Source organism: Burkholderia sp. MSMB1498 (assembly GCF_001526245.1).
In the GTDB taxonomy this organism is placed as follows: domain Bacteria; phylum Pseudomonadota; class Gammaproteobacteria; order Burkholderiales; family Burkholderiaceae; genus Burkholderia; species Burkholderia savannae.
The window spans coordinates 59,876-80,841 of record NZ_LOYJ01000006.1 but is presented as its reverse complement, the minus strand read 5'-3'; the positions used below and the strand labels follow the sequence as shown (position 1 = coordinate 80,841).

The window sequence follows — 20,966 nt, the reverse complement described above, 5'->3', positions numbered from 1 at the left end:
GCAACGCGTCGCGCGGTATGCTGAGGGTTTCGTTCGACACGACACGCAGCAGGAGAGCACACCGTGACCGATTCGCACCGACGCACTCTCGAACGGACGACGTATGACGCGTGGCCGCGCGCGGCGCTCGCGCTGTTCGACGGCGACGATCTCGCGCGCAAGGCGGGGTTTGCCGCTGCGCTCGTGGTCGTCGATCGCGATGTCGATCCGCCGCAGCCGCGCACGACGCTGCTGAGCGCGGGCGAGCTCTATGCGCCCGATGCGCGGTCGCTGCGCTTCTCACTGTGGCCGCAGTCACGCGCGGCGCGCGCGCTCGCCGCGCATCCCGACGCGACGCTCACGTTCGTCGCCGACGGCGCGTTCCATCAGGCGCGCTTGCGCATCGATTCATCCGATTCGACCGACGACGGACTCGCGCGCTTCGTCGCCGCGCTCGTCGACGGCGAAGCGCAGCGGGTCGGCTATGCGCGCCTCACGACGGGGATCGCGTTCGAGCTCGCGCGAGCCGACGCGCCCGCCGTGCTCGCGCGCTGGGCGCGGCAGATCGCGCAGCTCAGGCGTTGAACGACGTGCGGGCCGCGCGCCGAAAGCAGATGACGCGAACACTTGGGCCGCGCGCGGGGAGGCGGGAAGGCGGCATGATGTTGGTCGACGTGACGTGACGTGACGTGACGCGACGCGACGCGACGTGACGTGACGCGAGGCGAGGCGAGGCGAGGCGAGGCGCTTCGACGCGCGGCCCCGCCACGCATGCCGATGCTCAGCGGCCGCGCTGGCCGCTGCGCGACGAACGGCTGCGGTTCGCATGCGTGCCGCCGCCGTTCGAATTGCCGTTGCCCGCCGGGCGGCCGTTGCCGCCGCGTGCCTGCTGCGGCTTGGCGGTCTTCGCCTGCGCACCACCGTCGCGTCGCGCGGCGGGTTGACCTTGCTGCGCCTGCGGCTGGCTCGCCGCGCGCGGCGAGCGATTGCCGCGGCCGCCGTTGCCTGCGCCGCTACCGTCATTGCCGCTGCCGCCACTGTTGCCGCCGCGCTGTCCGCGACGCTGGATCGGCTCGGGCTTCGCGTTCGGGTCCGGCTCGAAGCCCGGGATCACTTCCTGCGGAATCTCGCGCTTGATGAGCCGTTCGATGTCGCGCAGCAGTTGCTTCTCGTCGACGCACACGAGCGACACCGCCTCGCCGTTCGCGCCCGCCCGGCCGGTGCGGCCGATCCGGTGCACGTAGTCCTCGGGGACGTTCGGCAGATCGAAGTTGACGACGTGCGGCAACTGGTCGATGTCGATTCCGCGCGCGGCGATGTCGGTCGCGACGAGCACCTGCAGCGTGCTGCTCTTGAATTCGGCGAGGGCGCGCGTGCGCGCCGACTGGCTCTTGTTGCCGTGGATCGCCATCGCGCTGATGCCGTCCTTCGTCAGCTGCTCGGCGAGCCGGTTCGCGCCGTGCTTCGTGCGCGTGAACACGAGCACCTGGAACCAGTTGTGCTTGCGGATCAGATGCGTGAGCAGCTCGCGCTTGCGGTCGCGATCGACCGGGTGGATCTTCTGCGCGATCGTCTCGGCCGTCGTGTTGCGGCGCGCGACTTCGATGAGCGCCGGCGAGTCGAGCAGGCTGTCCGCGAGGGATTTGATCTCGTCGGAGAAGGTGGCGGAGAACAGCAGGTTCTGGCGCTTCGCCGGCAGCCGCGCGAGCACACGCTTGATGTCGTGGATGAAGCCCATGTCGAGCATCCGGTCCGCCTCGTCGAGCACGAGGATGTCGAGGCTCGACACGTCGATCGTTTTTTGCTGCATGTGATCGAGCAGGCGCCCCGGCGTCGCGACGACGATGTCGACGCCGCGCTTCAACGCGTCGATCTGCGGATTGATGCTGACGCCGCCGAACATCACGGTCGAGCGCAGCTTCACGTACTTGCTGTACGCGCGCACGCTTTCCTCGACTTGCGCGGCGAGCTCGCGCGTCGGCGTGAGGATGAGCGCGCGCACCGCGCGGCGCGCGTTGCGGTTTTCGCCGTAGAACGCGTGGAGGCGTTGCAGGATCGGCAGCGTGAAGCCGGCGGTCTTGCCGGTGCCCGTCTGCGCGCCGGCGAGGAGGTCGCCGCCGCCCAGCACGGCGGGAATGGCCTGAGCCTGGATTGGCGTGGGCTGCGTGTAGCCCAGTTCGTTGACGGCCCGCACGAGCGGTTCGGCGAGGCCGAGAGATGCGAAAGACATAGATACTCTTGATTATTGATGAGGCGGCGTCCTCGCGCGGCCCGCGCGGAAAACGGACGTCGCCGGAAAAACAAAAGGGCGCGGCCGCGGTTTCCCGCAGCCGCGCCCCGTTAGCGTCACCCGATACTCAGTCGAGAGGCGCGGAACGCAGGTCGCTCACCTGTTGCGGCGAAACCGGCGAACCGTTGTTGCCCCACGACATCCGGATGTACGTGACAACCGCCGCGACTTCCTGGTTCGACAGCGACTGCGCGAACGGCGGCATCCCATACGGACGCGGATTCTTGAACGTGCTCGGCGGGTAGCCGCCGTTCAGCACCATGCGGATCGGGTTCACGGCCGATTCCATCATGATCGAACGGTTCTGCGCGAGCGGCGGGTAAGCGGTCGGCTTGCCTTCGCCCTGCGCGCCGTGGCAGGTCGCGCAGTTGTCCGCGTAGATCTTCTTGCCCTGCTCGAGCAGCGTCGTGCCGAACTGCTTCGACGGCTCGTACTGCATGTTCTTCGGCGCTTCGGCCTTCTGCGGGATCGACTTCAGGTAAGTCGACATCGCGCGCGTGTCCTCGTCCGTCATGTACTGCAGGCTGTTGTGGACGACGTCCGCCATCGGGCCGAACACCGCGCCCTTGTTCGACACGCCCGCCTGCAGCAGGTTGGACAGCTCCTGGACATGCCAGTCGCCGAGGCCGAGCTCCTTGTCGTTCGTGAGCGACGGCGCGTACCAGTTCTGCAGCGGAATCAGGCCGCCCGCGAAGGCCGCCGAACTCACCGGGCCGCCCATCATGTTGATCGACGTGTGGCACATCGAGCAGTGGCCGAGGCCTTCGACGAGATACGCGCCGCGGTTCCACTCGACCGACTTCGTCGGATCGGGCTTGTACTCGCCTTCCTTGAAGAACAGCGTGCGCCAGCCGATCAGCAGGTTGCGGTTGTTGAACGGGAAGCGCAGCTCGTGCGGACGGCTCGGCGTGTTGACGGGCGCGACGGAGCGCAGGTACGCGTAGATCGCATCCGAATCCGCGCGCGTGACTTTCGTGTAGCTCGCGAACGGGAAGCCCGGATAGAGCAGGCTGCCGTCCTTCGAGCGGCCCGTGTGCATCGCGCGGTAGAAATCGTCCGATGTCCACTTGCCGATCCCGTACTGATCGTCCGGCGTGATGTTCGGCGTGTACATCGTGCCGAACGGCGTGGCCATCGGCAGGCCGCCCGCGAACGACTTGCCGCCGCGCACGGTGTGGCACGCGATACAGTCGCCGACGCGCGCGAGATATTCGCCCTTCTTGATGAGCGCGGCCTGGTCGGCGGGCGTCGCGGCGACGGCGGCGTTGCCGTGCAGCGTGTCGTTGCCCGGCCACAGGACGGGCACGAGGGCCGCTGCCGCGACGATCGCGACAGCCGAGAGTGCAAACAGGGACTTGCGTTTCATTGTGTCTGTCTCCCTTGCCTTATTGCGGTTCGCTGCCGCAGGCGAGCGGAGTCTTCATCGAGCGGGCCGGGGCCGGCACCGGGTTGGCGGGCGCCGGCTGCGCGGCGAGCCACGCGGTCACGGCGGTCACGTCCTCGTCGGACAGCTTGCTCGCGATTTCATGCATGCAATCGGGTGTCTTCGCATGGCGCGTGCCCGAACGCCAAGCGCCGATCTGCGCGCTCAGATAGTCGCTATGCAGGCCGACGAGACCCGGAATCGCGGGCTGCATGCCGGTGAGCGCGGTGCCGTGGCACGCGACGCACGCGGGCAGCTTGCGCGCCGGATCGCCGTGCAGCGCGAGCTGCTTGCCGCGCTCGACGACCGCGGCGGGCACCGTCGGCTTCGTCGGCGCCGGGTACGGCGGACGCTGCTGCGAGAAGTGCTCCGCGATCTCGCGAAGGTAGTCGTCGTTCAGATACGTGAGCAAATAGTTCATCGGCGGGTACTTGCGGCGACCGTCGCGGAAATTCACGAGCTGGTTGTACAGGTACTCGGCCGGCTTGCCTGCCAGACGCGGGAAGTAATCGTTGTCGGTGCCCTGCCCGTGCGTGCCGTGACAGGCCGTACAGCCGCGCACGCGCTCCGCCATCGTGTCGGGCGCCTTCAGGGGCGCCTTCGCGGCGGCCGGCTCGATGGGCTTGGTTTGCGCTTGCGCAGTGCTCAGAAGGCCCGCTGCGCCCATCAACACAACAGCGAGCAGCGGACGGAAAAGGCGTCTAGAAGACACACGGGACTCCATTGTTATTCGTCGGGGACCTGACCGGGCTCCGATCGGCTCGGCATGACGGCAAGAACTAACGAGGGCAGGCAGCCGGGCTGCTGCGACGCGGCATTCTATCATCGATGGATAATGGCGGCTATTTGACGCGGAGGGCACGGTTCCATGCCGCGGTCGGGTTGCGACAATTTGACGCGCGAATGACGGTTCGAACGCGCCCAAACGTCGGACAAGCTGCGCAGGCGGCGGCGAAGCCCGTACACTTCGGGGGCGCGGCGTCGGGACGGCCGGCCGCGCCGGCGCCGATTTCTTTTCTTTCATGCGAGTCGATGAAGTCCTCTTTTTCCTGTTTGCCTGAAAACAACAGTCGATCCTTTCACGCCTTGCGCGCGGCGCGCGTCGGGGCGGCGTCCGGCGCGCGCCGCGCGGGCGGTGCGCGATGAAGATCGACAGCCTCTGGTTCGGCCAGGCGGCGCTCGCCGCGCTCGGCGACGTCGCGTTTGCGGTCGCGGTGGGCTCCGCGCTGATCGGCGCGTGGCTCGCGAACGACGGCGCGAAGAGCGTGATCGCGCCGTCGCACCCCGCGTGGCGGCAATCGCTGCGCTCGCTCGCGGTTGCGGCGGCCGTGCTGGTCCTCGCCGACGTCGGCTGGCTCGTCTACCAGGCCGCTGCGATGAGCGGCGCGGGCTTGCGCGGCGCGTTCGGCGCGATCCCGGTCGTGCTCGCGCAGACGCACGTCGGGCATGCATGGAGCGTTGCGTGCGGCGGCGCGGTGCTGCTGTTCGTCGTCGCGCTCGCCCGGCCGAGCGGCCCGCTCGCCGGCGCGTTGCTCGCGCTCGCGACGCTCGTGGTTGCGGCGGGCAAGGCGTCGCTCGGCCACGCGGCCGATTCGGGCGCGTTCTCGGCCGCAGTCGGCGTGCAGACCGTGCACGTCGCCGCGACGGCCGCGTGGGGCGGGCTCGTGATCGCAGGCGGGATGGCGGTGCTGCCGGCGCTCGGCTCGTCGGTCGCGCGCGGCGCGATGATCCGCATTGCGCAGCGGCTGTCGCGCGGGTCGATCGCCGCGCTTGCGTTCGTGGTCGTCACGGGCGTGCTGAACACGATTCGCGGCACGGGCGGCGATTTCGCCGCGCTCGACGGCAGCACGTGGGGCCGCATCCTGCTGCTGAAGCTCGCGCTCGTCGCGCTCGCGCTGGTGCTCGCGGCGCTCAACCGCTTCTCGGCGTTGCCGCGGCTGCGCCGCACCGCGTCGACCGAGGACGCGCACACGTTCCGCAACGTGCTGCATCTCGAGGCGCTCACGATGATCGGCGTGTTCGTCGCGGCGGCCGTGTTGTCTTTCACCGCGCCGATCTCGGTGAGCTGACGCGGGCTCGGTCGCTCGGGCGCGAGTGGACTCGGGGCCTGGTTCGGGCGTGACTCGGGGCTTGGGCGGGCGACAGGCGCCGGCTGCAGGCACGATACGCGGGCCGCGGCAAGGGGGCGAACGCGATGCGGCGATGCCAAGACCGGCCCGCCGATCGCCGCGTCGGTCATCGACGCGACGCCGGCCGGACGCCGGGACGCCTCGGTTTCGGCGCGGCATGGGCGGCGCTGTGGCGGCCGGCCGTGCTTGCCCGCCGGCCGCTGCCGGATGCCGCCTGATGCGCCGGCCTGCCCGACGGCTGGCGGCGCGTGCGTTCGTTCACATCGGCGATCCCCCGTTCGGCGCGCCGCGTCGCGATGTCTTCGGCCTGTGCGGCATCGGCCGGGGCATCGGTGTCGGCATCTGCGTCGAGCGCCGTGTGTCGAACGTCAGGCGCTGTGCGTCAAGCGCCGGGCGGGCGTCGGGTGTCCGGCATGGCGGCCGCGCATCGGCCGTTCGGCGCATCGTCAGGCGGCAAGCGGCAAGCGTTCGGGCTCCGGCGTCGAATCAGGCGTTCGGCCGCGGCCGGGGCTGTGCGAACACGCAAAACTACACGGCACGGTTTTCGGGTGCCGCTCAACCCTTCCCGCGCCGCCCCCGGCCAATACCGCGCGATCCGAACGATCGACTCTATCGACCGCCGCGATCGGCGTGCGACTTCACACGGCCTCGGCCCGTCGCCGGCGCGATGCGTTGCCTGCCGTGGCCGTGCGCGCGTGTCTTCACCACTCGGCGACGCTGCCGTCCGCGTGCCGCCAGACCGGATTGCGCCAACGGTGTCCGGTCTTCGCCATCTCGCGCACCTTCTCCTCGTCGACGTCGATGCCGAGCCCCGGCCCCTGCGGGATCGCGACGAAGCCGTCCGCGTAGCGGAACACTTCGGGATTGCGAAGATAGTCGAGCAGATCGCTGCCCCGGTTGTAGTGAATCCCGAGGCTCTGTTCCTGGATGAACGCGTTGTGGCTGACCGCGTCGAGTTGCAGGCACGCGGCGAGCGCGATCGGCCCGAGCGGGCAGTGCAGCGCGAGCGCGACGTCGTAGCTCTCCGCGAGCGTCGCGATCTTCCTGCACTCGGTGATCCCGCCCGCGTGCGACGCGTCCGGCTGCACGATGTCGACGTAGCCGCCTTCGAGGATGTGCTTGAAATCCCAGCGCGAATAAAGCCGCTCGCCGAGCGCGATCGGCGTGCTCGTCTGGTTCGCGATGTCGCGCAGCGCCTCGGCGTTCTCCGACAGCACCGGCTCCTCGATGAACATCAGCTTGTACGGATCGAGCTCCTTCGCGAGCACCTTCGCCATCGGCTTGTGCACGCGGCCGTGGAAATCGACGCCGATGCCGACGTAAGGCCCGACCGCCTCGCGCACCGCCGCGACGTTCGCGATCACTTTTTCGACCTTGTCGAACGTGTCGATGATCTGCAGTTCCTCCGAGCCGTTCATCTTCACCGCCTGGAAGCCGCGCTCGACCACCGCGCGCGCGTTGTTCGCGACGTCGCTCGGCCGGTCGCCGCCGATCCACGAATAGACCTTGATCCGGTCGCGCACCGGGCCGCCGAGCAGCGCGTGGACGGGCGCGCCGTGATGCTTGCCCAAGATGTCCCAGAGCGCCTGGTCGATGCCCGCGATCGCGCTCATCGTGATCGGGCCGCCGCGGTAGAAGCCCGCGCGGTACATCACTTGCCAGTGGTCCTCGATGCGAAGCGGGTCCTGGCCGACGAGGTAGTCGGCTAGCTCGTGCACGGCCGCCTCGACCGTATGCGCGCGGCCTTCGACGATCGGCTCGCCCCAGCCGACGATGCCCGCGTCGGTCTCGATCTTCAGAAACAGCCATCGAGGCGGAACGACGAAGGTTTCGAGGCGGGTGATCTTCATTGCGGGTGTCTCCTGTTGTCTGCATGAACCACGCGTGAATCGTACAGCGGCGCCGCGCGAAAGTCGTATCGATCGCGCCTGTGCGCACATAGTGGGCGCGGCGGCCGGATGCGCGCCGTGCGTCGACGCGGCACGCCGCCGGATCGCGCGGCGCGTCGGGCGCGGATCGCGGCGCGCGAGCGGGGTCGGGTGCGATTGATCGCCTTCGCCGCTCGTGCGCCGCTCGCGCGGCGCCGGACGGTTGCGGTCCGTACGGCCGAGCGTTACCGTACGGCACCGGCCGGGCGCCCGGGCGCGGCGCGGCCGCGTCGCCGGGCCGGACACGATCGAAGGAGGCGACGATGCTTTACACCGGCAGCTGCCATTGCGGCAGGATCAAGTTCGAGGTGGAAGGGGAGATCGAGAGCGCTTGCGCTTGCAACTGTTCGATGTGCGTGCGCAAGGGCTCGCTGCTGTGGTTCGTGCCGCGTGACGCGTTTCATCTGAAAACGCCCGACGACGACATCGCGACCTATCTGTTCAACGAGCGCACGATCCGGCATCGGTTCTGCCCGACCTGCGGCATCCACCCGTTCGCGGAAGGCACGGACCCGAAGGGCAACGCGATGGCGGCAGTCAACATCCGCTGCATCGACGGCATCGATCTCGACGCGGTGCCGGTCCGGCATTTCGACGGGCGCGCGCTCTGAACATATCGAGCGCGCCGGCCCAAATCGGGATCGTGCAGCGCGTGCGGCATGCGCCGCGCGCGTCACTACGCCGTCCGGCTCAGCGCGGCTGCTGCCGGACGACGCGCTTCAACACCCAGCGGATCGACGAGCCGTCGGCAGGCGGATTCGGCACGCTGTGTTCGGCGATCTCGAGCTGGTATTCGTAGCCGGGGCGGTAGTCGAAGCCTTCGATGCCGCTGTACCAGAGCTGCCACGGCTCGCTCGGGCTTGTGCGCACCTGCAGGCAGTCCATCGGCGCGACGCCGACGCAGCGCGCCGTTTGCGCGGCGACGTAGACGGTCTTCGTCGCGGTTTGCGGCGCGGCCGCCGGCGCGATGGGCGCGTTCGCCGCTGCATTAGTCTCGCAGCCGGCAAGGCCGGCCGCGCCGGCGAACGCGACGGCCGCGAGCGCGCGGCGTGGCATATCGAGCATGACCTTCCTCGTCGATCGAATCGCGATTGGACCCGATCGCGCCGGACGGGTTCACGGTGCGTGGGCGCGCCGTTTTGCGCGCGGCGCGCGCGACTCGCGTTTTCTCGACGCGGCGTTGCGGCGCGCGATGGCCGCGGGGCCGTCGCCGTAGTTGCAGTTGTCGTTGTCGTTGTCGTTGTGATTTCGACCGCGATTTTAGTTGCGATTTGGGTTGCGATCGCGATTGCGCAGCCGCGTTGCGGCACCCCGAAACCACGAAACCACGAAACCACGCGGCAACGCCACCGACTCCAACGCCGATGCGTCGCGGACTTGACGCCGACGCGATGCCGGCCGGCCGCGAAGCGAAAACGGACTCGCCCCATCGACCGTGCGAACCGGGCGTCCCCGCCGCATACGCGGATTCCCGCCAGGCGGCCGGCATCCGCGCGGCGCGACGCGGGGCTGACATCGTCGCGTCACGCATCCCGTCATAAGGTGTCGGCGCTGGCGGTGACGGCGCTGACGCGCGCGGCCGGGCGCCGATGCCCGCGGCCGCCGCGCCGTCGCTCGCTTTCATTCCTTTCCCCACGACTCTCCGACGATCGAACGAAATCATGCCGAACAAGCCAGCTTCCGACGCGCCGCCGACCGAGCAGCCTTGCGCCGTCTCTCGCCGCGGCTTCCTCAAGTTCGCCGGCGTATCCGGGCTCGCGACCGCCGCGAGCGGCCACGCGGGCCGCCGCCGCCGCGCCCGACGGCACGCCCGAGCAGATTCATCTGACCTGGGGCGACGCCGACGCGCACGAAGTCGTCGTATCGTGGGCGTCGCTCGCGGCCGCGACCAACCCGCGCGTGCGCTTCGCGGGCCCGAACGAAGCGTGGCGGACCGCGCACGGCGTGCAGCGCACGTACACCGACGGCCTAAACGGCGAAGTGGTGTTCACGTATCACGCGCGGCTGCACGGCCTCAAGCCGGGCTCGGCGTATCGCTACGAGGTCACGGCCGACAACGACGGCAACGCGGCGAAGCCGTTCGCCGCCCGCTTCGAGACCGCGCCGCGCGGCCGCTCGCCGTTTCGCTGGACGAGCTACGGCGACCTCGCGACGCCGAACACCGGCTGGGTGCTGTCGTCGCCGCAGAGCCGCTTCGCGGTGCAGGCGATCGAGCGCTTTCAGCCGCTCTTTCATCTGCTGAACGGCGATCTCTGCTACGCGAACCTGAACCCCGCGCATCAGCCGGCCGTGTGGCGCGACTTCGGCAACAACAATCAGACGTCCGCCGCGAACCGTCCGTGGATGCCGTGCCCCGGCAATCACGAGATCGAGTTTCACAACGGCCCGCAAGGCCTCGACTCGTATCTCGCGCGCTACACGTTGCCCGAGAACGGCACGCGTTTTCCGGGCCGCTGGTACAGCTTCCGCGTCGGCGCGGTGCTGTTCGTGTCGCTCGACGCGGACGACGTCGTCTATCAGGACGCGGCCGCGTTCGTCGCGGGCCCGAACCCGCTCGTGCCGGCGGCGAGCACCGGCAACGAGCCGATCGCCCCCGGCACGTCGTTCTATGTGCGCGGCTACAGCCGCGGCGAGCAGACGCGCTGGCTCGAAGAGACGCTGCGCCGCGCGTCGCGCGATCGCGACATCGACTGGATCGTCGTGCAGATGCATCAGGACGCGCTCAGCTCGTCGAAGACGGGCAACGGCTCGGACAAGGGCATCCGCGAGGCGTGGCTGCCGCTCTTCGACCGTTACGGCGTCGACCTCGTGCTGTGCGGCCACGATCACGACTACGAGCGCAGCTTTCCGGTGCGCGGCTGCAACCACCGCGCGGGCGTCGACGCGGCGACGGGCGAGGTCGTCGACACGCTGCAGCCGCGCCCCGTCGTCACGTCCGATCCGGCCGACGGCAAGTTCGACACGTCGCACGGCACGATCCACATGATTCTCGGCGGCGGCGGCACGAGCGCGCCGCTCGACGTGTACGGCGAGAATCCGGCGACGGGCTTGCCTCAGGCGCGCGTGTTCACGAAGCCGAACCGGCCGGTGCCGGGCGCGGCGCCGAACACGTTCGTGCGGCACGGCGCGGATGCGGTGGAGGATGCGATCTGGTCCGCGCGGCGCGACACGGGCACGGGCTACGGGATCGCCGTGTTCGACTACGATCCGGGCGAGCACGGCGGCAACACGACGATCACCGTGAACTACCATCACGCGCCGGGCGCCGATCAGCAGCCGACGGCCGAGTACGAGCTGTTCGAGACGATCGTGCTCAGCAAGGCTCGCCGCGCGTAAGCGGCGCGGCGGCGCGCACTGTCCGGTGCGCGCCGTCCGCGCCGTCGGGCGCGTTGGAGTTGGCGTTCGCTGCCGAGCCGGACTTGCGCCGGATCGGCAGCGTGATCGTAAACGTCGTGCCGCGGCCGACGCGGCTCTCGACGTCGATGCGCCCGCCGTGATGCTCCACGATGCCGTGCGAGATCGACAGCCCGAGCCCCGTGCCCTGGCCGACGGGCTTCGTCGTGAAGAACGGATCGAAGATCCTGCCGATCACGTCCTCGGAGATGCCCGCGCCCGTGTCGGCGATCGAGATCGACACGGCGTCGGCGTCGTGCGACGTGCGAATCGTGATCGTGCCGTGTGCGTCGATCGACTGCGCGGCGTTGACGAGCAGATTCATGAACACCTGGTTCAACTGCGCGGCGTTGCATTCGACGAGCGGCAGGCTGCCGTATTCGCGCACGACGTCCGCCTTGTACTTGAGCTCGTTGTGGACGACGTTCAGCGTGCTCTCGAGCCCCGCGTGCAGATCGGCGAGCGCCCATTCGTCGCCGCTCGGCCGCGAGAAATCGCGCAGGTCGCCGACGATGCGGCGCACGCGCATCGCGCCGTCGATCGATTCGTCGATGAGCGAGACGATGTCGCTGCGCACGTAGTCGAGATCGACTTCGCGCGACACCGCGTCGAGCGGCGCGCGCGCGTCGGCGCAAAGCGTGCGCGTGAGTTTTTCCTGCGCGGCGATCACATCGAGGAGACCCTGCACCCAGCCCTTCAGCGTGTTGAGATTCGCGTTGACGAAGCCGATCGGGTTGTTGATCTCGTGCGCGACGCCCGCTGCGAGCTGGCCAATCGACGCGAGCTTTTCCGATTGCAGCAGCTGCACGTGCGTTTCCTCGATCTGACGAATCAGCCGGCGCTGCTCGTCCTTTTCGTGCTCGAGGCGCGCCTGCGCGGCCTTGCGTTCGTCGATTTCCTGCTCCATTTTCTTGCGCGTGCGCTGCAGCACGTGCGTCGTGCGCTCGTACTGCCGCAGCGCGCCTTCGAGCTCGCTCGTGCGTTTCGTGACGAGCTCCTCGAGCGCGTCGGTCATGCCGCGCAGGAACGCGGTGCGCGCATCGAAACGCGAGACGACGAGCGTCGCGCTCAGGATCGTCGCCGTGAAGAGCGCGATCGTCGCGCCGAGCCACGCGCCACTGATTTCGCCGGCGGCGCCGCACACCGCGTTCGCCGGAAAATGCGCGGCCGCCATGCCCGTGTAATGCATGCCTGTGATCGCGATGCCCATGATGCCCGCCGCGCCGATCCGCTTCGCGAACACGTGCGGCTCGTTCTCGTCGCTCAGGCGATGCGCGATCCAGAGCGCGATCGTCGACGCGCCGATCGCGATCGCGATCGATGCGACGAAGAGCGTGCGGTCGTAGCCGATCGCGGGGTGCATTTGCAGCGCGCTCATGCCGGTGTAGTGCATGGCCGCGATGCCGAGCCCCATCAGCACGCCGCCCACCGCGAGCCGCTCGCGCGTGAGCGCGGCGCGCGTCAGCGCGTTCAGCGCGAAGTACGAGACGATCATCGCGATCGCGAGCGAGGCGAACGTGTGCCCGAAGTCGTAGCCGAGCGGAATCGGCAGCGAGAACGCGAGCATGCCGACGAAGTGCATCGCCCAGATGCCCGTGCCCATCGCGGCCGCGCCGCCCGCGAGCCACGCGTGCCGCATCCGCGGCTTGTCGAGGAGCGAGATGAGCGCGCTCAGATCGAGCGCGGTATACGACGCGAGCGTCGCGACCGCGAGCGACAGTACGACGAGCGGGATGTCGAAGGTTCCGTGCATGAGGAGCGGCTCGTCTCGGTATGCGCGACGGCGACGGCGGCGCGCGCGTCAGCCTTCGCGCATCGAGGCCGCCGCGGCATCGGCGTTCGGCGGCGGCGTCTGGATCAGGATCGTGAACGGCGTGGCTTCCTGCGCTTCGTAGCGCCGCACGAGCGCGACCTGATGCGCGGACACGACACTGCCTTTCGTCATCAGCAGCACGCCGCGGCTCGTGCGCAAATCGTCGGCGAGCCGCATGCCTTCCAGCAGCTGGCCGCCCGTGATCTGCGCGTACGGCGTGTTGCAGCCGAACGTCGCCAAGTCCTTCGCGAGCGCGACGAAACGATCGACGATCTGCGGGTCGTAGCGCATGCCGGCCTGCGACTGGATGAGCGCGATCGCCTGATCGGGCAGCAGGCGATGATTGACGATGCCGCCGCGCTGGAGCCCTTCGTAGTCGCGCGCGACCGCGAGAATGCGCGAGCCGAGCGGGATGTCTTCGCCCGCGAGCCCGTCGGGCGTGCCTCGGCCGTTGAAGCGCTCGTACTGGTGGCGAATGACGTGCGCGACGTGATTGAGCTGCGTGACGGGCGTGAGCACCATCTGCGCGCGCAGCGCATGCTGATGAAACTGGCGGCTTTCCTCCGCGCTCATTCGGTCGATTGATTTGCGCAGCAGCTCGTCCGGCAGCGACAGCTTGCCGATTCCGTGCAGCAGCCCGGCGAAATGCAGGTCCCGCGCCTGCAGCTCGCTCATGTCGAACGCGAGCGCGAGCCGCTTCGCGAGTTCGCCGATGCGCCGCGATTCGCCGCCCATCACGCCGCAGCGCAGCTCGATCATGTTCGCGCCGACCTGGATCATCGTCATGAAATTGCGCTTCAGGTCGCGTTGCGCGTCCTCGAGGAACATCACGGTTTGCCGGATTTCCTCGGTGCGCGCGTGCACTTGCGCTTCGAGCTCCGTGCTGAACGCGACGAGCGCCTCGTTCTGCTTCTGCGTGATCGCGAAGAGGCGGGCGGTCTCCTGGCGCAGCCGACGCTGCTCGAGCGCCTGCTTGACCGTGAGCAGCAGATCGTGATCGTCCCACGGCTTGTTCAGGTAGCGATACACGCCGCCTTCGTTGATTGCGCTCACGACCGCGTCGATCTCGGAGTAGCCCGTCAGCAGGACGCGCATCGTGTCCGGGCGCAGCGTCTGCGCGTGAGCGAGGAATTCGGCGCCCGTCATGCCGGGCATTCGCATGTCGGAGACGATGAGGTCGACGTCGCCGGCGGCGAGCACGTCGAGCCCCGCCGCGCCGCTGTCGGCCGTCACGACCTGATAGCGCGCCGTGCGCAGCAGACGCTTGAGAGCGGAGAGGATGCTCGGTTCGTCGTCGACGATCAGGATCACGGGGGACGCGTTGCCGACCATGTTTGCGGGAGCGGCGTTCGTCGATCGGGCGTGATCGGCCGCGCGCGGGTGCGATGCATCCGCCGCGATGGGCATTGTCGGTTCCTCGGGTCCGTTCACGAAGCCTCCGTTTCATTTTTTGTCATCGGCTGGCTGAGATATCGGCGTGCGGCCGTGCGTCCTTGAGCCAAAAAAACGGGGCGTCAGCGTATCTACCTAGACGGCGCGTTCGATACCGCCCGCGACGTGCGCGTTTGGTGTGTGCGCATCGAAAGAATCGTCGCGACCGTTTCGGTTGCGGGTTGCGGCGCTCGCGCGACACCGATGCGCATGCGGGATGCGCGACCCGCATGCGCCACGGATCGTGAGGCGAACGAAGCGATGCATCGGCGCGCGTCGATCGACGGCTTGATTCGATTGGGCTTACGGCATCGCGTAAAAGATGCGGGTGTCGCCGCCGCGAGTTTCCATCGGCGGAAAATTTTGACCGATGCGATGCGGTGCGGTGCGGTGCGGTGCGGTGCGGTGCGCGTCGCGCCGATGACGAATGCGAAGCGTACGTACGCGACGCCCGCGCGCGCCGCGCGTGCTCGCGCGGCCAATTGTCTTACCTCCCGTTACACAAGCGACACCATCGTTTCACCTCGGTCGCGACGCGCCTCCTAGAATGCATTGGACGGGTTGCGACGCATCCGAGTCCATGGCCGGTGCGCTCGCGGCGACGGCGTCGAACGCGTTGCCGCTCCCGGCCCGCAGCACCGCAGCCCCGTTCATCGATCCGTTGATGAATTTCACCCTAAGGAGAACGTATGACTCGCCGCTCTACTTTTTCGCTTGCCGGTGCGTGCGCCGCAGGTCTGTTCGTCTTCGCGACCGCCGCGTCCGCACAAACCGCTCCCACGCCTACGCCTACGCAACCGCGCCCCGAGGCGGCCGCTGAAACCGGTACGCGGCTGCACGAGGCCGATCAGGCTTTCGTCACCGACGCGACGAAGGCGGTGTCGACGCAGCGAGACGCCGCGCGCATCGCGAATTCGCGCTCGAGTGATCGCGCCGTGAAGGCGTTCGCGGAACGGGTCGCGAGCGACAACGAGAAGCTGTCGCAGACGCTGCGCGCCGCGAGCCCGCGCGGCGTCGACGTGCCGCACAACGATCCCGATCCCGCCGTGCTCGACGGCATCAAGAATCTGCGCGGCGACGCGTTCGACAAGGCGTACATCGAGCAGGTCGCGCTCGAAGGCAACCGCAAGACGCTGTCGGTGTTCCAGGCCGAGCTCGCATCGGGCCGCAACGAGCAGCTGAAGAACGCTGCGCGCAAGGGCCTGCCGGTGATTCAGGCGCACTATCAGCAGGCTCGGGAACTCGCGAGCCGCAAGCACCTGCCGGGCGACGCGTCGCAGTGACGGCAGTCGTTCGCGGGCCGTCGCCGCGCGCGCGGTAACGCATGCGCGGGTGACGAGACCGTTCGACGCGCGTTGTGAAGGAGGCGCATCGAACGGCAAACGAACAGGCGGCGCGCGGGTGCCGCCTGTTTTCGTATCGACGCCGCGACGGCCGGCACGCGCTGCTCAGAACGTTTGCCAATCGGCATTCGGGCTCGCCGCCGCGAGGGCGGGAACGGGCGCGGCGCTCGCGGGCGCGTGCGGCGGGGCGGACGCGATGCGCGTCGCGGAGCGCTTGCGCGCGGCGGGCATGCGCTGGAGCGGCGTCGCGGCCGCGGTGCCGGCTTGCGGCGCGCGCGTGTCGTAGCGCCGCGCAGGCGCGGGCGCGTTCGACCGGAACACGGCCACTGCATCGACGAGCCGCTGCGTGCGGTGCTTCAGGTCGTCGGCGGTCGCCGCCGATTCCTGCACCAGCGCGGCGTTCTGTTGCGTCATCTGATCGAGCTGCGCGACGGCGACGTTGACCTGGCCGATCCCGTCCGACTGCTCGCGCGTGGCCGAGCTGATCTCGCCGATGAGGCCGGCGACCCGCGCGACCTGCGATCGGATATCGTTCATCGCTTCGCCCGCCTGATTGACGAGCGCGCCGCCCGCCGCGGTTTTCTCGACGCTGTCGTGGATCAGCGCCGCGATCTCCTTCGCCGCGTTCGCGCTGCGCTGCGCGAGCGTTCTCACTTCGGCCGCGACGACCGCGAAGCCGCGGCCCTGCTCGCCCGCCCGCGCCGCCTCGACGGCCGCGTTCAATGCGAGGATGTTGGTCTGGAACGCGATGCCGTCGATCACGCCGATGATCTCGCTGATCTTGCGGCTCGACGCGCTGATCTCGCCCATCGTGTCGACCGCCTTGCCGACCACCGCGTCGCCTTTCGCGGCGGCATCGCGCGTCGAGCCGGCAAGCTCGCTCGCCTGCATGGCGGTGTCCGCGTTGTTGCGCACCGTCGCGGTCATCTGCTCCATCGACGCGGCGGTTTCCTCGAGGCTCGCGGCCGCCTGCTCGCTGCGCGCGCTCAGATCGTCGTTGCCCGCGGTGATCTTGCCGCTCGCGTCTTGCAGGCCGGACAACTGCTCGCTCACGTCGTCGACGAGCGAGCGCAGGTTGAGGCCCGCCTGATTGACCGCCCGCATGATCATGCCGATCTCGTCGATACGGTTCAGGTGAACATTGTCGCCGGCCTGGCCCGCGGCGACCGCGAGCGATTGCTTCAGCACGCGCTGCAGCGGCGCGGTGATCTGCGCGGCGAGCCAGAATTCCGCGAGCAGCAGCAGCATTGTCTCGGCGGCGGCGAAGCCGTCGAGCATCGCGCCGCGCAGCCCGAAGAGGAACGCCATCCACGCGGAGCCGGCGAGGAGCGTGAGCAGCGCGGTTCGGATGCGCCAGCGCGCGCTGAGCGTCTGCAGCAGCGACGTCCATCCGAGCAGCCCGGTGCGCACGATCAGACCCTGATGAAACTTCCTGCCGCGCGCGCCGTGCTCGCGAAAGTCGCGATAGAGCGCTTCGGCCCCGGCGATCTCGTCGCGCGACGGTTTCGTGCGCACCGACATGTAGCCGACGAGTTGCCCGTTGCGGATCACGGGCGTCGCGTTCGCGCGCACCCAGTAGTGGTCGCCGTTCTTGCGGCGGTTCTTGACGAGCGCGGTCCACGAGCAGCCGGCCTTCAACGTCGCCCACATGTCGGCGAACGCCTCGGCCGGCATGTCGGGATGCCGAACGAGATTGTGCGGCTCGCCGATGATCTCGTCGCGCTCGAATCCGCTCACCTGAATGAACGCCGCGTTCGCATACGTGACGTAGCTCTGGGGATCGGTCGTCGACATCAGCGTGGCGTCGTCGGGGAACTCGAATTCCCGCTGGGTGACAGGAAGATTGGCGCGCATGGAAGGCTCTCTGCAAGGTCCGCAACGTCGAATGTCGCGATTGCGGCGGAGTGCGCAGTCCGGCGACATGATCGGGTTTACGGACGATTTCGCGAGAGCTGAGTGGGGGAAATCCATGACGCGCGCTTGACGCCGGTCAACGTGCGCGCAATCGTGCAATCGTCTACCGGTTCGCCGCGGCGACGGGAAAACGATCGGAATCCAGATTTTCGGGCGAGCGAGGCGGCGCGGCCGACGCTCGACGGGTGCGCCCCGTCAGCCGCGCGACAGCAGCAGCACGAGCGGCATCGTGAACGCCGCGAGCGCGGTCTGCACCGTGATGATGCCGGCCGCGAGCCGGTGATCGCCGCCGAGCAGCTTCGCCATGATGTACGCCGAAGGCGTGCACGGCAGCGAGTTGAACAGCACGATGATCGTGAGCGCCGGCCCCTTGATGCCGAGGCTCACGCCGATCCAGAGCGTGACGAGCGGCACGAGCAGCAGCTTGATGAACGACGATTGCAGCACGGGGCCGCTCGCCGCTTTCGCGGCTTTCATGTCGAGCCCCGCGCCGACCGCGAGCAGGCCGAGCGGCAGCGAGGCCGAGCCGAGGATCGACAACAGGCTCGCGAGCGTGCCGGGCAGCGCGAGGCCGCTCAGGTTGAAAAGCGCGCCGAGCAGCACCGCGACGATCACGGGATTCTTGACGAGCGCATTGCCGACCTGCTTGAAGGAGGGCGTGCCGCCGCTGCCGTAGTGCATCAGGATCACGATCGACGCGACGTTCAACAGCGGGATCGCGATCGCGATGCTGATCGACGTCAGCGTGAGGCCGACGCTGCCGTACATCGCGGCGGCGGCCGCGACGCCGACGTACGTGTTCGGCCGCAACGCACCCTGGATCACCGACGAAAACACCGCGCCCGGCTGCCGGCTCCACGCGCGCCACGCGTACAGCACGAGCGCGCCGCAGCCGACCGCGCCGAGGATCGCCGTCGCGATCGGGCGAATCGCGAATTGCGCGAGGTTCGCCTTCGCGACCTGGCTGAACATCAGCGCCGGAAACAGATAGTAGTAGTTGAGCGTCTCGCACGGCAGCCAGAACGCATCGGCGAGCAGCCTCCGCCGGCGTATCACGAAGCCCATCAGGATCAGCGCGAAGATCGGCACGAGCGCCGCCATGACGTTGGCCATCGAATGCTCCGTCATAGCGCGGTCTTCGCGAGCACGGCGGCGCCGTACGCGCCGATGAAGCCCGTCATTGCGTGCTCGTACAGCGATGCGCCCGCGCGCCGGAACATCGCGTTGCCGAGCGCGACGTAGACGAGCGCCGCGATCGGCGCGACGGCCGCGCCCGACCAGCTCAGCGCGGCGGGCCGCAGCAGCGCGAGCGTGCCGAGCTGGATCGTGCCGAACAGCAGGTAGTAGCGGGCGACGATCGCGCGGATCTCGTCCTTGTCGCGCTGCCCGCTCGCCGCATAGACGGCGAGCAGCGCGCCGCCCATGTTGGTTAGCCCATGCACGACGCCCATCAGGACGACGTAGCGTCGGTCATGCCGCGCGATGCGCGCGCGCAGGCGGTCGCGCAGCACCGGCGCGACGCGCACCACGGCGGCGGCCAGCATCGCGCCGCCGATGAACAGATCGACGCGCGCGTTGAGCTTCGTCAGCACGAGCGTCGCGAGCGACACGACGACGACGGCCGCGCAGACCGCCATGTTGCCGCGCTCGCGAGCGGGCAGCGGCAGGCCGCGGCTCGACCACACCTGGATCGCGGACAGCGTCATCGACGCGGGCAGCAGCAGGCCGAGCACCGCCGCGAACTCCACGCCGAACAGCAGCAGCGTCGGCGTGCCGAACACGAGGATGCCCATCCCGAAGATCGATTGAATCAGCGCGAGCGCGGTGACGAGCGCGGCGAGCAGCGTGAGATCGTGCATGTCAGGCCGCCTCGAGCGCGCGGTTCGCCGACCAGCGCAACGCTTTCGCGAGCGCGCCGACGCGCACCGTCTGCAACGCGTTCAGCGACGCGTCGTTTTCGTCGCTCGCGGCGAGCACCGTCAGCACGACGTCGCGTTCGTCGATGCGCCCGTCGCGCCAGAGCGCTTCGAGCGCGGCGGGCACGGCGTCGGCGGCCCCCACGTCGAGCCTCGGCAGATGCACGCCCGTCGTGCCGGGCAGCAGATTCCACGCGCGCACGCGCGCGCGGTCGCTGCCGACCGCGACGATCGGCTGGCGGATCTGCGCCATCGACACGAGCCGCGCCGCATGCCCGGTGCGCGACAGCACGACGATTTTCGTCACCGGCAGCGTGCGCGCGAGCGCTTGCGTCGCCGCGCGCAGGTCGTCGTAGTCCGCGTCGGAGGCGGCGCGCGCCGACGCCGCGAGCGCCGCGCGATGCGCGTCGGCGAGCGCGGCGATGCCGTGCAGCCGCGCCACCGCCTCGACCGGAAACTTGCCGACCGCCGTTTCGCCGGACAGCATCACGGCCGACGCGCCGTCGATCACCGAGTGCGTGATGTCGCCGATCTCGGCCTTCGTCGGCAGCGGGCTGTCGATCATGCTGTGCAGCAGCTCGGTCGCGACGATCACGGGCTTCGCATGACGGCGCGCGCTCGCGACGATCGTCCGTTGATGGAGCGATACGTAGTCGAGACCTGTCTCGACCGACAGGTCGCCGCGATCGATCATCAGCGCGTCGGCGGCGGCGGCGATCTCGTCGAGATGGTCGAGGCCGCCGCGGTTTTCGACCTTCGCGACGATCTGCGGCGTCGCGCCGTCGACGAGCGCGCGGATCGCGCCGACGTGCGCGGCCGATTCGACGAAGCTGATGCCGACGAAATCGACGCCCGTCTCCTTCGCGAACGCGATCATCTCGCGATCGCGCGGCGTGACGAGATCGTGGCCGAGATCGATCTCCGGCACGTTGATCCCCTTGCGGCTCTTCAGCGTGCCGGCGGTTTCGGCGATCACGAGCACGTCGCGGCCGCGCACCGCGTCGACGACGAACGACAGCGTGCCGTCGTCCGCGTAGACGCGCACGCCGGCGCGCAGTTTCTCGTGAAAGCGCGCGTAGTTGACGGGCACTTTCTGCGAGCCGTCGTGCGACGGATCGGTCGTCAGCGTGACGACGTCGCCCGCGGCGAACGACGGCTCGACCCGCAACTGCGTCGTGCGGATCTTGCGGCCGGGGATGTCGAGCAGGATCGGCAGATCGGGCAGCGTGTCGCGCAACAGCGCGATCGTCGCGCGATGCCAGTCGAGATCGCCGTGCGAGCCGTTCAGCCGCGCGACGCTCATGCCGGCGCGATGCAGCGCCCGCAGCGCGTCCGGCGCGGCCGAGGCCGGCCCGATGGTGGCGATGACGGTGGTGGTTGTCATATTTCCTCGCGTTGTTCTTGTAT

15 protein-coding genes and 1 pseudogene are annotated in these 20,966 nt (G+C 69.1%); 5 read left to right on the top strand and 11 right to left on the bottom strand.

Annotated elements, in window-relative coordinates:
* Nucleotides 1-63: 63 nt before the first annotated feature.
* Nucleotides 64-564 (top strand): hypothetical protein, encoded by a 501-nt coding sequence (locus tag WS91_RS01625; RefSeq protein WP_038751955.1) that lies wholly within the window; start codon nt 64-66, stop codon nt 562-564.
* A gap of 196 nt (nt 565-760) precedes the next feature.
* On the opposite strand, the gene WS91_RS01620 is transcribed toward WS91_RS01625, so the two are convergent.
* From WS91_RS01620 to WS91_RS01610, 3 genes are all read right to left on the bottom strand, one after another.
* Nucleotides 761-2,209, bottom strand: coding sequence for a DEAD/DEAH box helicase (locus WS91_RS01620; protein WP_038751958.1), 1,449 nt, complete (start codon nt 2,207-2,209; stop codon nt 761-763).
* Nucleotides 2,210-2,336: 127 nt separating this feature from the next.
* Complete coding sequence (locus tag WS91_RS01615; RefSeq protein ID WP_038751961.1) at nt 2,337-3,635, bottom strand: c-type cytochrome; 1,299 nt, start codon at nt 3,633-3,635, stop codon at nt 2,337-2,339.
* A gap of 19 nt (nt 3,636-3,654) precedes the next feature.
* Entirely contained in the window at nt 3,655-4,416 is a 762-nt protein-coding gene (locus tag WS91_RS01610) for a c-type cytochrome (RefSeq protein ID WP_038751964.1), read from the bottom strand.
* Between the two features lie 418 nt (nt 4,417-4,834).
* On the opposite strand from WS91_RS01610, the gene WS91_RS01605 reads away from it, so the two are divergent.
* Complete coding sequence (locus WS91_RS01605) at nt 4,835-5,761, top strand: CopD family protein (protein WP_059575261.1); 927 nt, start codon at nt 4,835-4,837, stop codon at nt 5,759-5,761.
* Nucleotides 5,762-6,522: 761 nt separating this feature from the next.
* On the opposite strand, the gene dgoD is transcribed toward WS91_RS01605, so the two are convergent.
* Entirely contained in the window at nt 6,523-7,671 is a 1,149-nt protein-coding gene (dgoD, locus tag WS91_RS01600) for a galactonate dehydratase (RefSeq protein WP_038751969.1), read from the bottom strand.
* A gap of 341 nt (nt 7,672-8,012) precedes the next feature.
* Between dgoD and WS91_RS01595 the strand changes: the two genes are divergently transcribed.
* A complete protein-coding gene (locus WS91_RS01595; RefSeq protein WP_059575259.1) occupies nt 8,013-8,360 on the top strand; it encodes a GFA family protein in 348 nt (115 codons plus the stop codon).
* A gap of 79 nt (nt 8,361-8,439) precedes the next feature.
* On the opposite strand, the gene WS91_RS01590 is transcribed toward WS91_RS01595, so the two are convergent.
* A complete protein-coding gene (locus tag WS91_RS01590) occupies nt 8,440-8,814 on the bottom strand; it encodes a DUF4377 domain-containing protein (RefSeq protein ID WP_059575257.1) in 375 nt (124 codons plus the stop codon).
* Nucleotides 8,815-9,410: 596 nt separating this feature from the next.
* Here WS91_RS01590 and WS91_RS01585 point away from each other — a divergent pair.
* Nucleotides 9,411-11,085: pseudogene (locus WS91_RS01585) on the top strand (purple acid phosphatase family protein).
* Here WS91_RS01585 and WS91_RS01580 read toward each other — a convergent pair.
* Entirely contained in the window at nt 11,063-12,895 is a 1,833-nt protein-coding gene (locus WS91_RS01580; protein WP_059669623.1) for a histidine kinase, read from the bottom strand. The pseudogene WS91_RS01585 and the gene WS91_RS01580 sit on opposite strands and share 23 nt — an antisense overlap.
* A 48-nt stretch (nt 12,896-12,943) precedes the next feature.
* A complete protein-coding gene (locus WS91_RS01575) occupies nt 12,944-14,386 on the bottom strand; it encodes an HD domain-containing phosphohydrolase (RefSeq protein ID WP_059669622.1) in 1,443 nt (480 codons plus the stop codon).
* Nucleotides 14,387-15,075: 689 nt separating this feature from the next.
* Between WS91_RS01575 and WS91_RS01565 the strand changes: the two genes are divergently transcribed.
* Nucleotides 15,076-15,669, top strand: coding sequence for a DUF4142 domain-containing protein (locus WS91_RS01565; protein WP_038748852.1), 594 nt, complete (start codon nt 15,076-15,078; stop codon nt 15,667-15,669).
* Nucleotides 15,670-15,834: 165 nt separating this feature from the next.
* On the opposite strand, the gene WS91_RS01560 is transcribed toward WS91_RS01565, so the two are convergent.
* The 4 genes from WS91_RS01560 to pyk form a co-directional block, all read right to left on the bottom strand.
* The gene (locus WS91_RS01560; RefSeq protein WP_059669620.1) at nt 15,835-17,583 is read right to left on the bottom strand and encodes a methyl-accepting chemotaxis protein; all 1,749 of its coding nucleotides are present in this window, start codon (nt 17,581-17,583) and stop codon (nt 15,835-15,837) included.
* Between the two features lie 255 nt (nt 17,584-17,838).
* Complete coding sequence (locus WS91_RS01555; RefSeq protein WP_038748943.1) at nt 17,839-18,756, bottom strand: AEC family transporter; 918 nt, start codon at nt 18,754-18,756, stop codon at nt 17,839-17,841.
* Nucleotides 18,757-18,767: 11 nt separating this feature from the next.
* Nucleotides 18,768-19,502 (bottom strand): TSUP family transporter, encoded by a 735-nt coding sequence (locus tag WS91_RS01550; protein ID WP_059669619.1) that lies wholly within the window; start codon nt 19,500-19,502, stop codon nt 18,768-18,770.
* Between the two features lies 1 nt (nt 19,503).
* Nucleotides 19,504-20,943 (bottom strand): pyruvate kinase, encoded by a 1,440-nt coding sequence (gene pyk / locus WS91_RS01545; protein WP_059669618.1) that lies wholly within the window; start codon nt 20,941-20,943, stop codon nt 19,504-19,506.
* Nucleotides 20,944-20,966 lie beyond the last annotated feature (23 nt).

What these genes read in the sequence shown, in the direction of transcription:
- WS91_RS01550 (WP_059669619.1), bottom strand. Translation starts at nt 19,502, where the DNA reads ATGCACGATCTCACGCTGCTCGCCGCGCTCGTCACCGCGCTCGCGCTG.
- WS91_RS01555 (WP_038748943.1), bottom strand. Translation starts at nt 18,756, where the DNA reads ATGGCCAACGTCATGGCGGCGCTCGTGCCGATCTTCGCGCTGATCCTG.
- WS91_RS01580 (WP_059669623.1), bottom strand. Translation starts at nt 12,895, where the DNA reads ATGCACGGAACCTTCGACATCCCGCTCGTCGTACTGTCGCTCGCGGTC.
- WS91_RS01560 (WP_059669620.1), bottom strand. Translation starts at nt 17,583, where the DNA reads ATGCGCGCCAATCTTCCTGTCACCCAGCGGGAATTCGAGTTCCCCGAC.
- pyk (WP_059669618.1), bottom strand. Translation starts at nt 20,943, where the DNA reads ATGACAACCACCACCGTCATCGCCACCATCGGGCCGGCCTCGGCCGCG.
- WS91_RS01620 (WP_038751958.1), bottom strand. Translation starts at nt 2,209, where the DNA reads ATGTCTTTCGCATCTCTCGGCCTCGCCGAACCGCTCGTGCGGGCCGTC.
- WS91_RS01610 (WP_038751964.1), bottom strand. Translation starts at nt 4,416, where the DNA reads ATGGAGTCCCGTGTGTCTTCTAGACGCCTTTTCCGTCCGCTGCTCGCT.
- WS91_RS01590 (WP_059575257.1), bottom strand. Translation starts at nt 8,814, where the DNA reads ATGCTCGATATGCCACGCCGCGCGCTCGCGGCCGTCGCGTTCGCCGGC.
- WS91_RS01615 (WP_038751961.1), bottom strand. Translation starts at nt 3,635, where the DNA reads ATGAAACGCAAGTCCCTGTTTGCACTCTCGGCTGTCGCGATCGTCGCG.
- dgoD (WP_038751969.1), bottom strand. Translation starts at nt 7,671, where the DNA reads ATGAAGATCACCCGCCTCGAAACCTTCGTCGTTCCGCCTCGATGGCTG.
- WS91_RS01595 (WP_059575259.1), top strand. Translation starts at nt 8,013, where the DNA reads ATGCTTTACACCGGCAGCTGCCATTGCGGCAGGATCAAGTTCGAGGTG.
- WS91_RS01605 (WP_059575261.1), top strand. Translation starts at nt 4,835, where the DNA reads ATGAAGATCGACAGCCTCTGGTTCGGCCAGGCGGCGCTCGCCGCGCTC.
- WS91_RS01565 (WP_038748852.1), top strand. Translation starts at nt 15,076, where the DNA reads ATGACTCGCCGCTCTACTTTTTCGCTTGCCGGTGCGTGCGCCGCAGGT.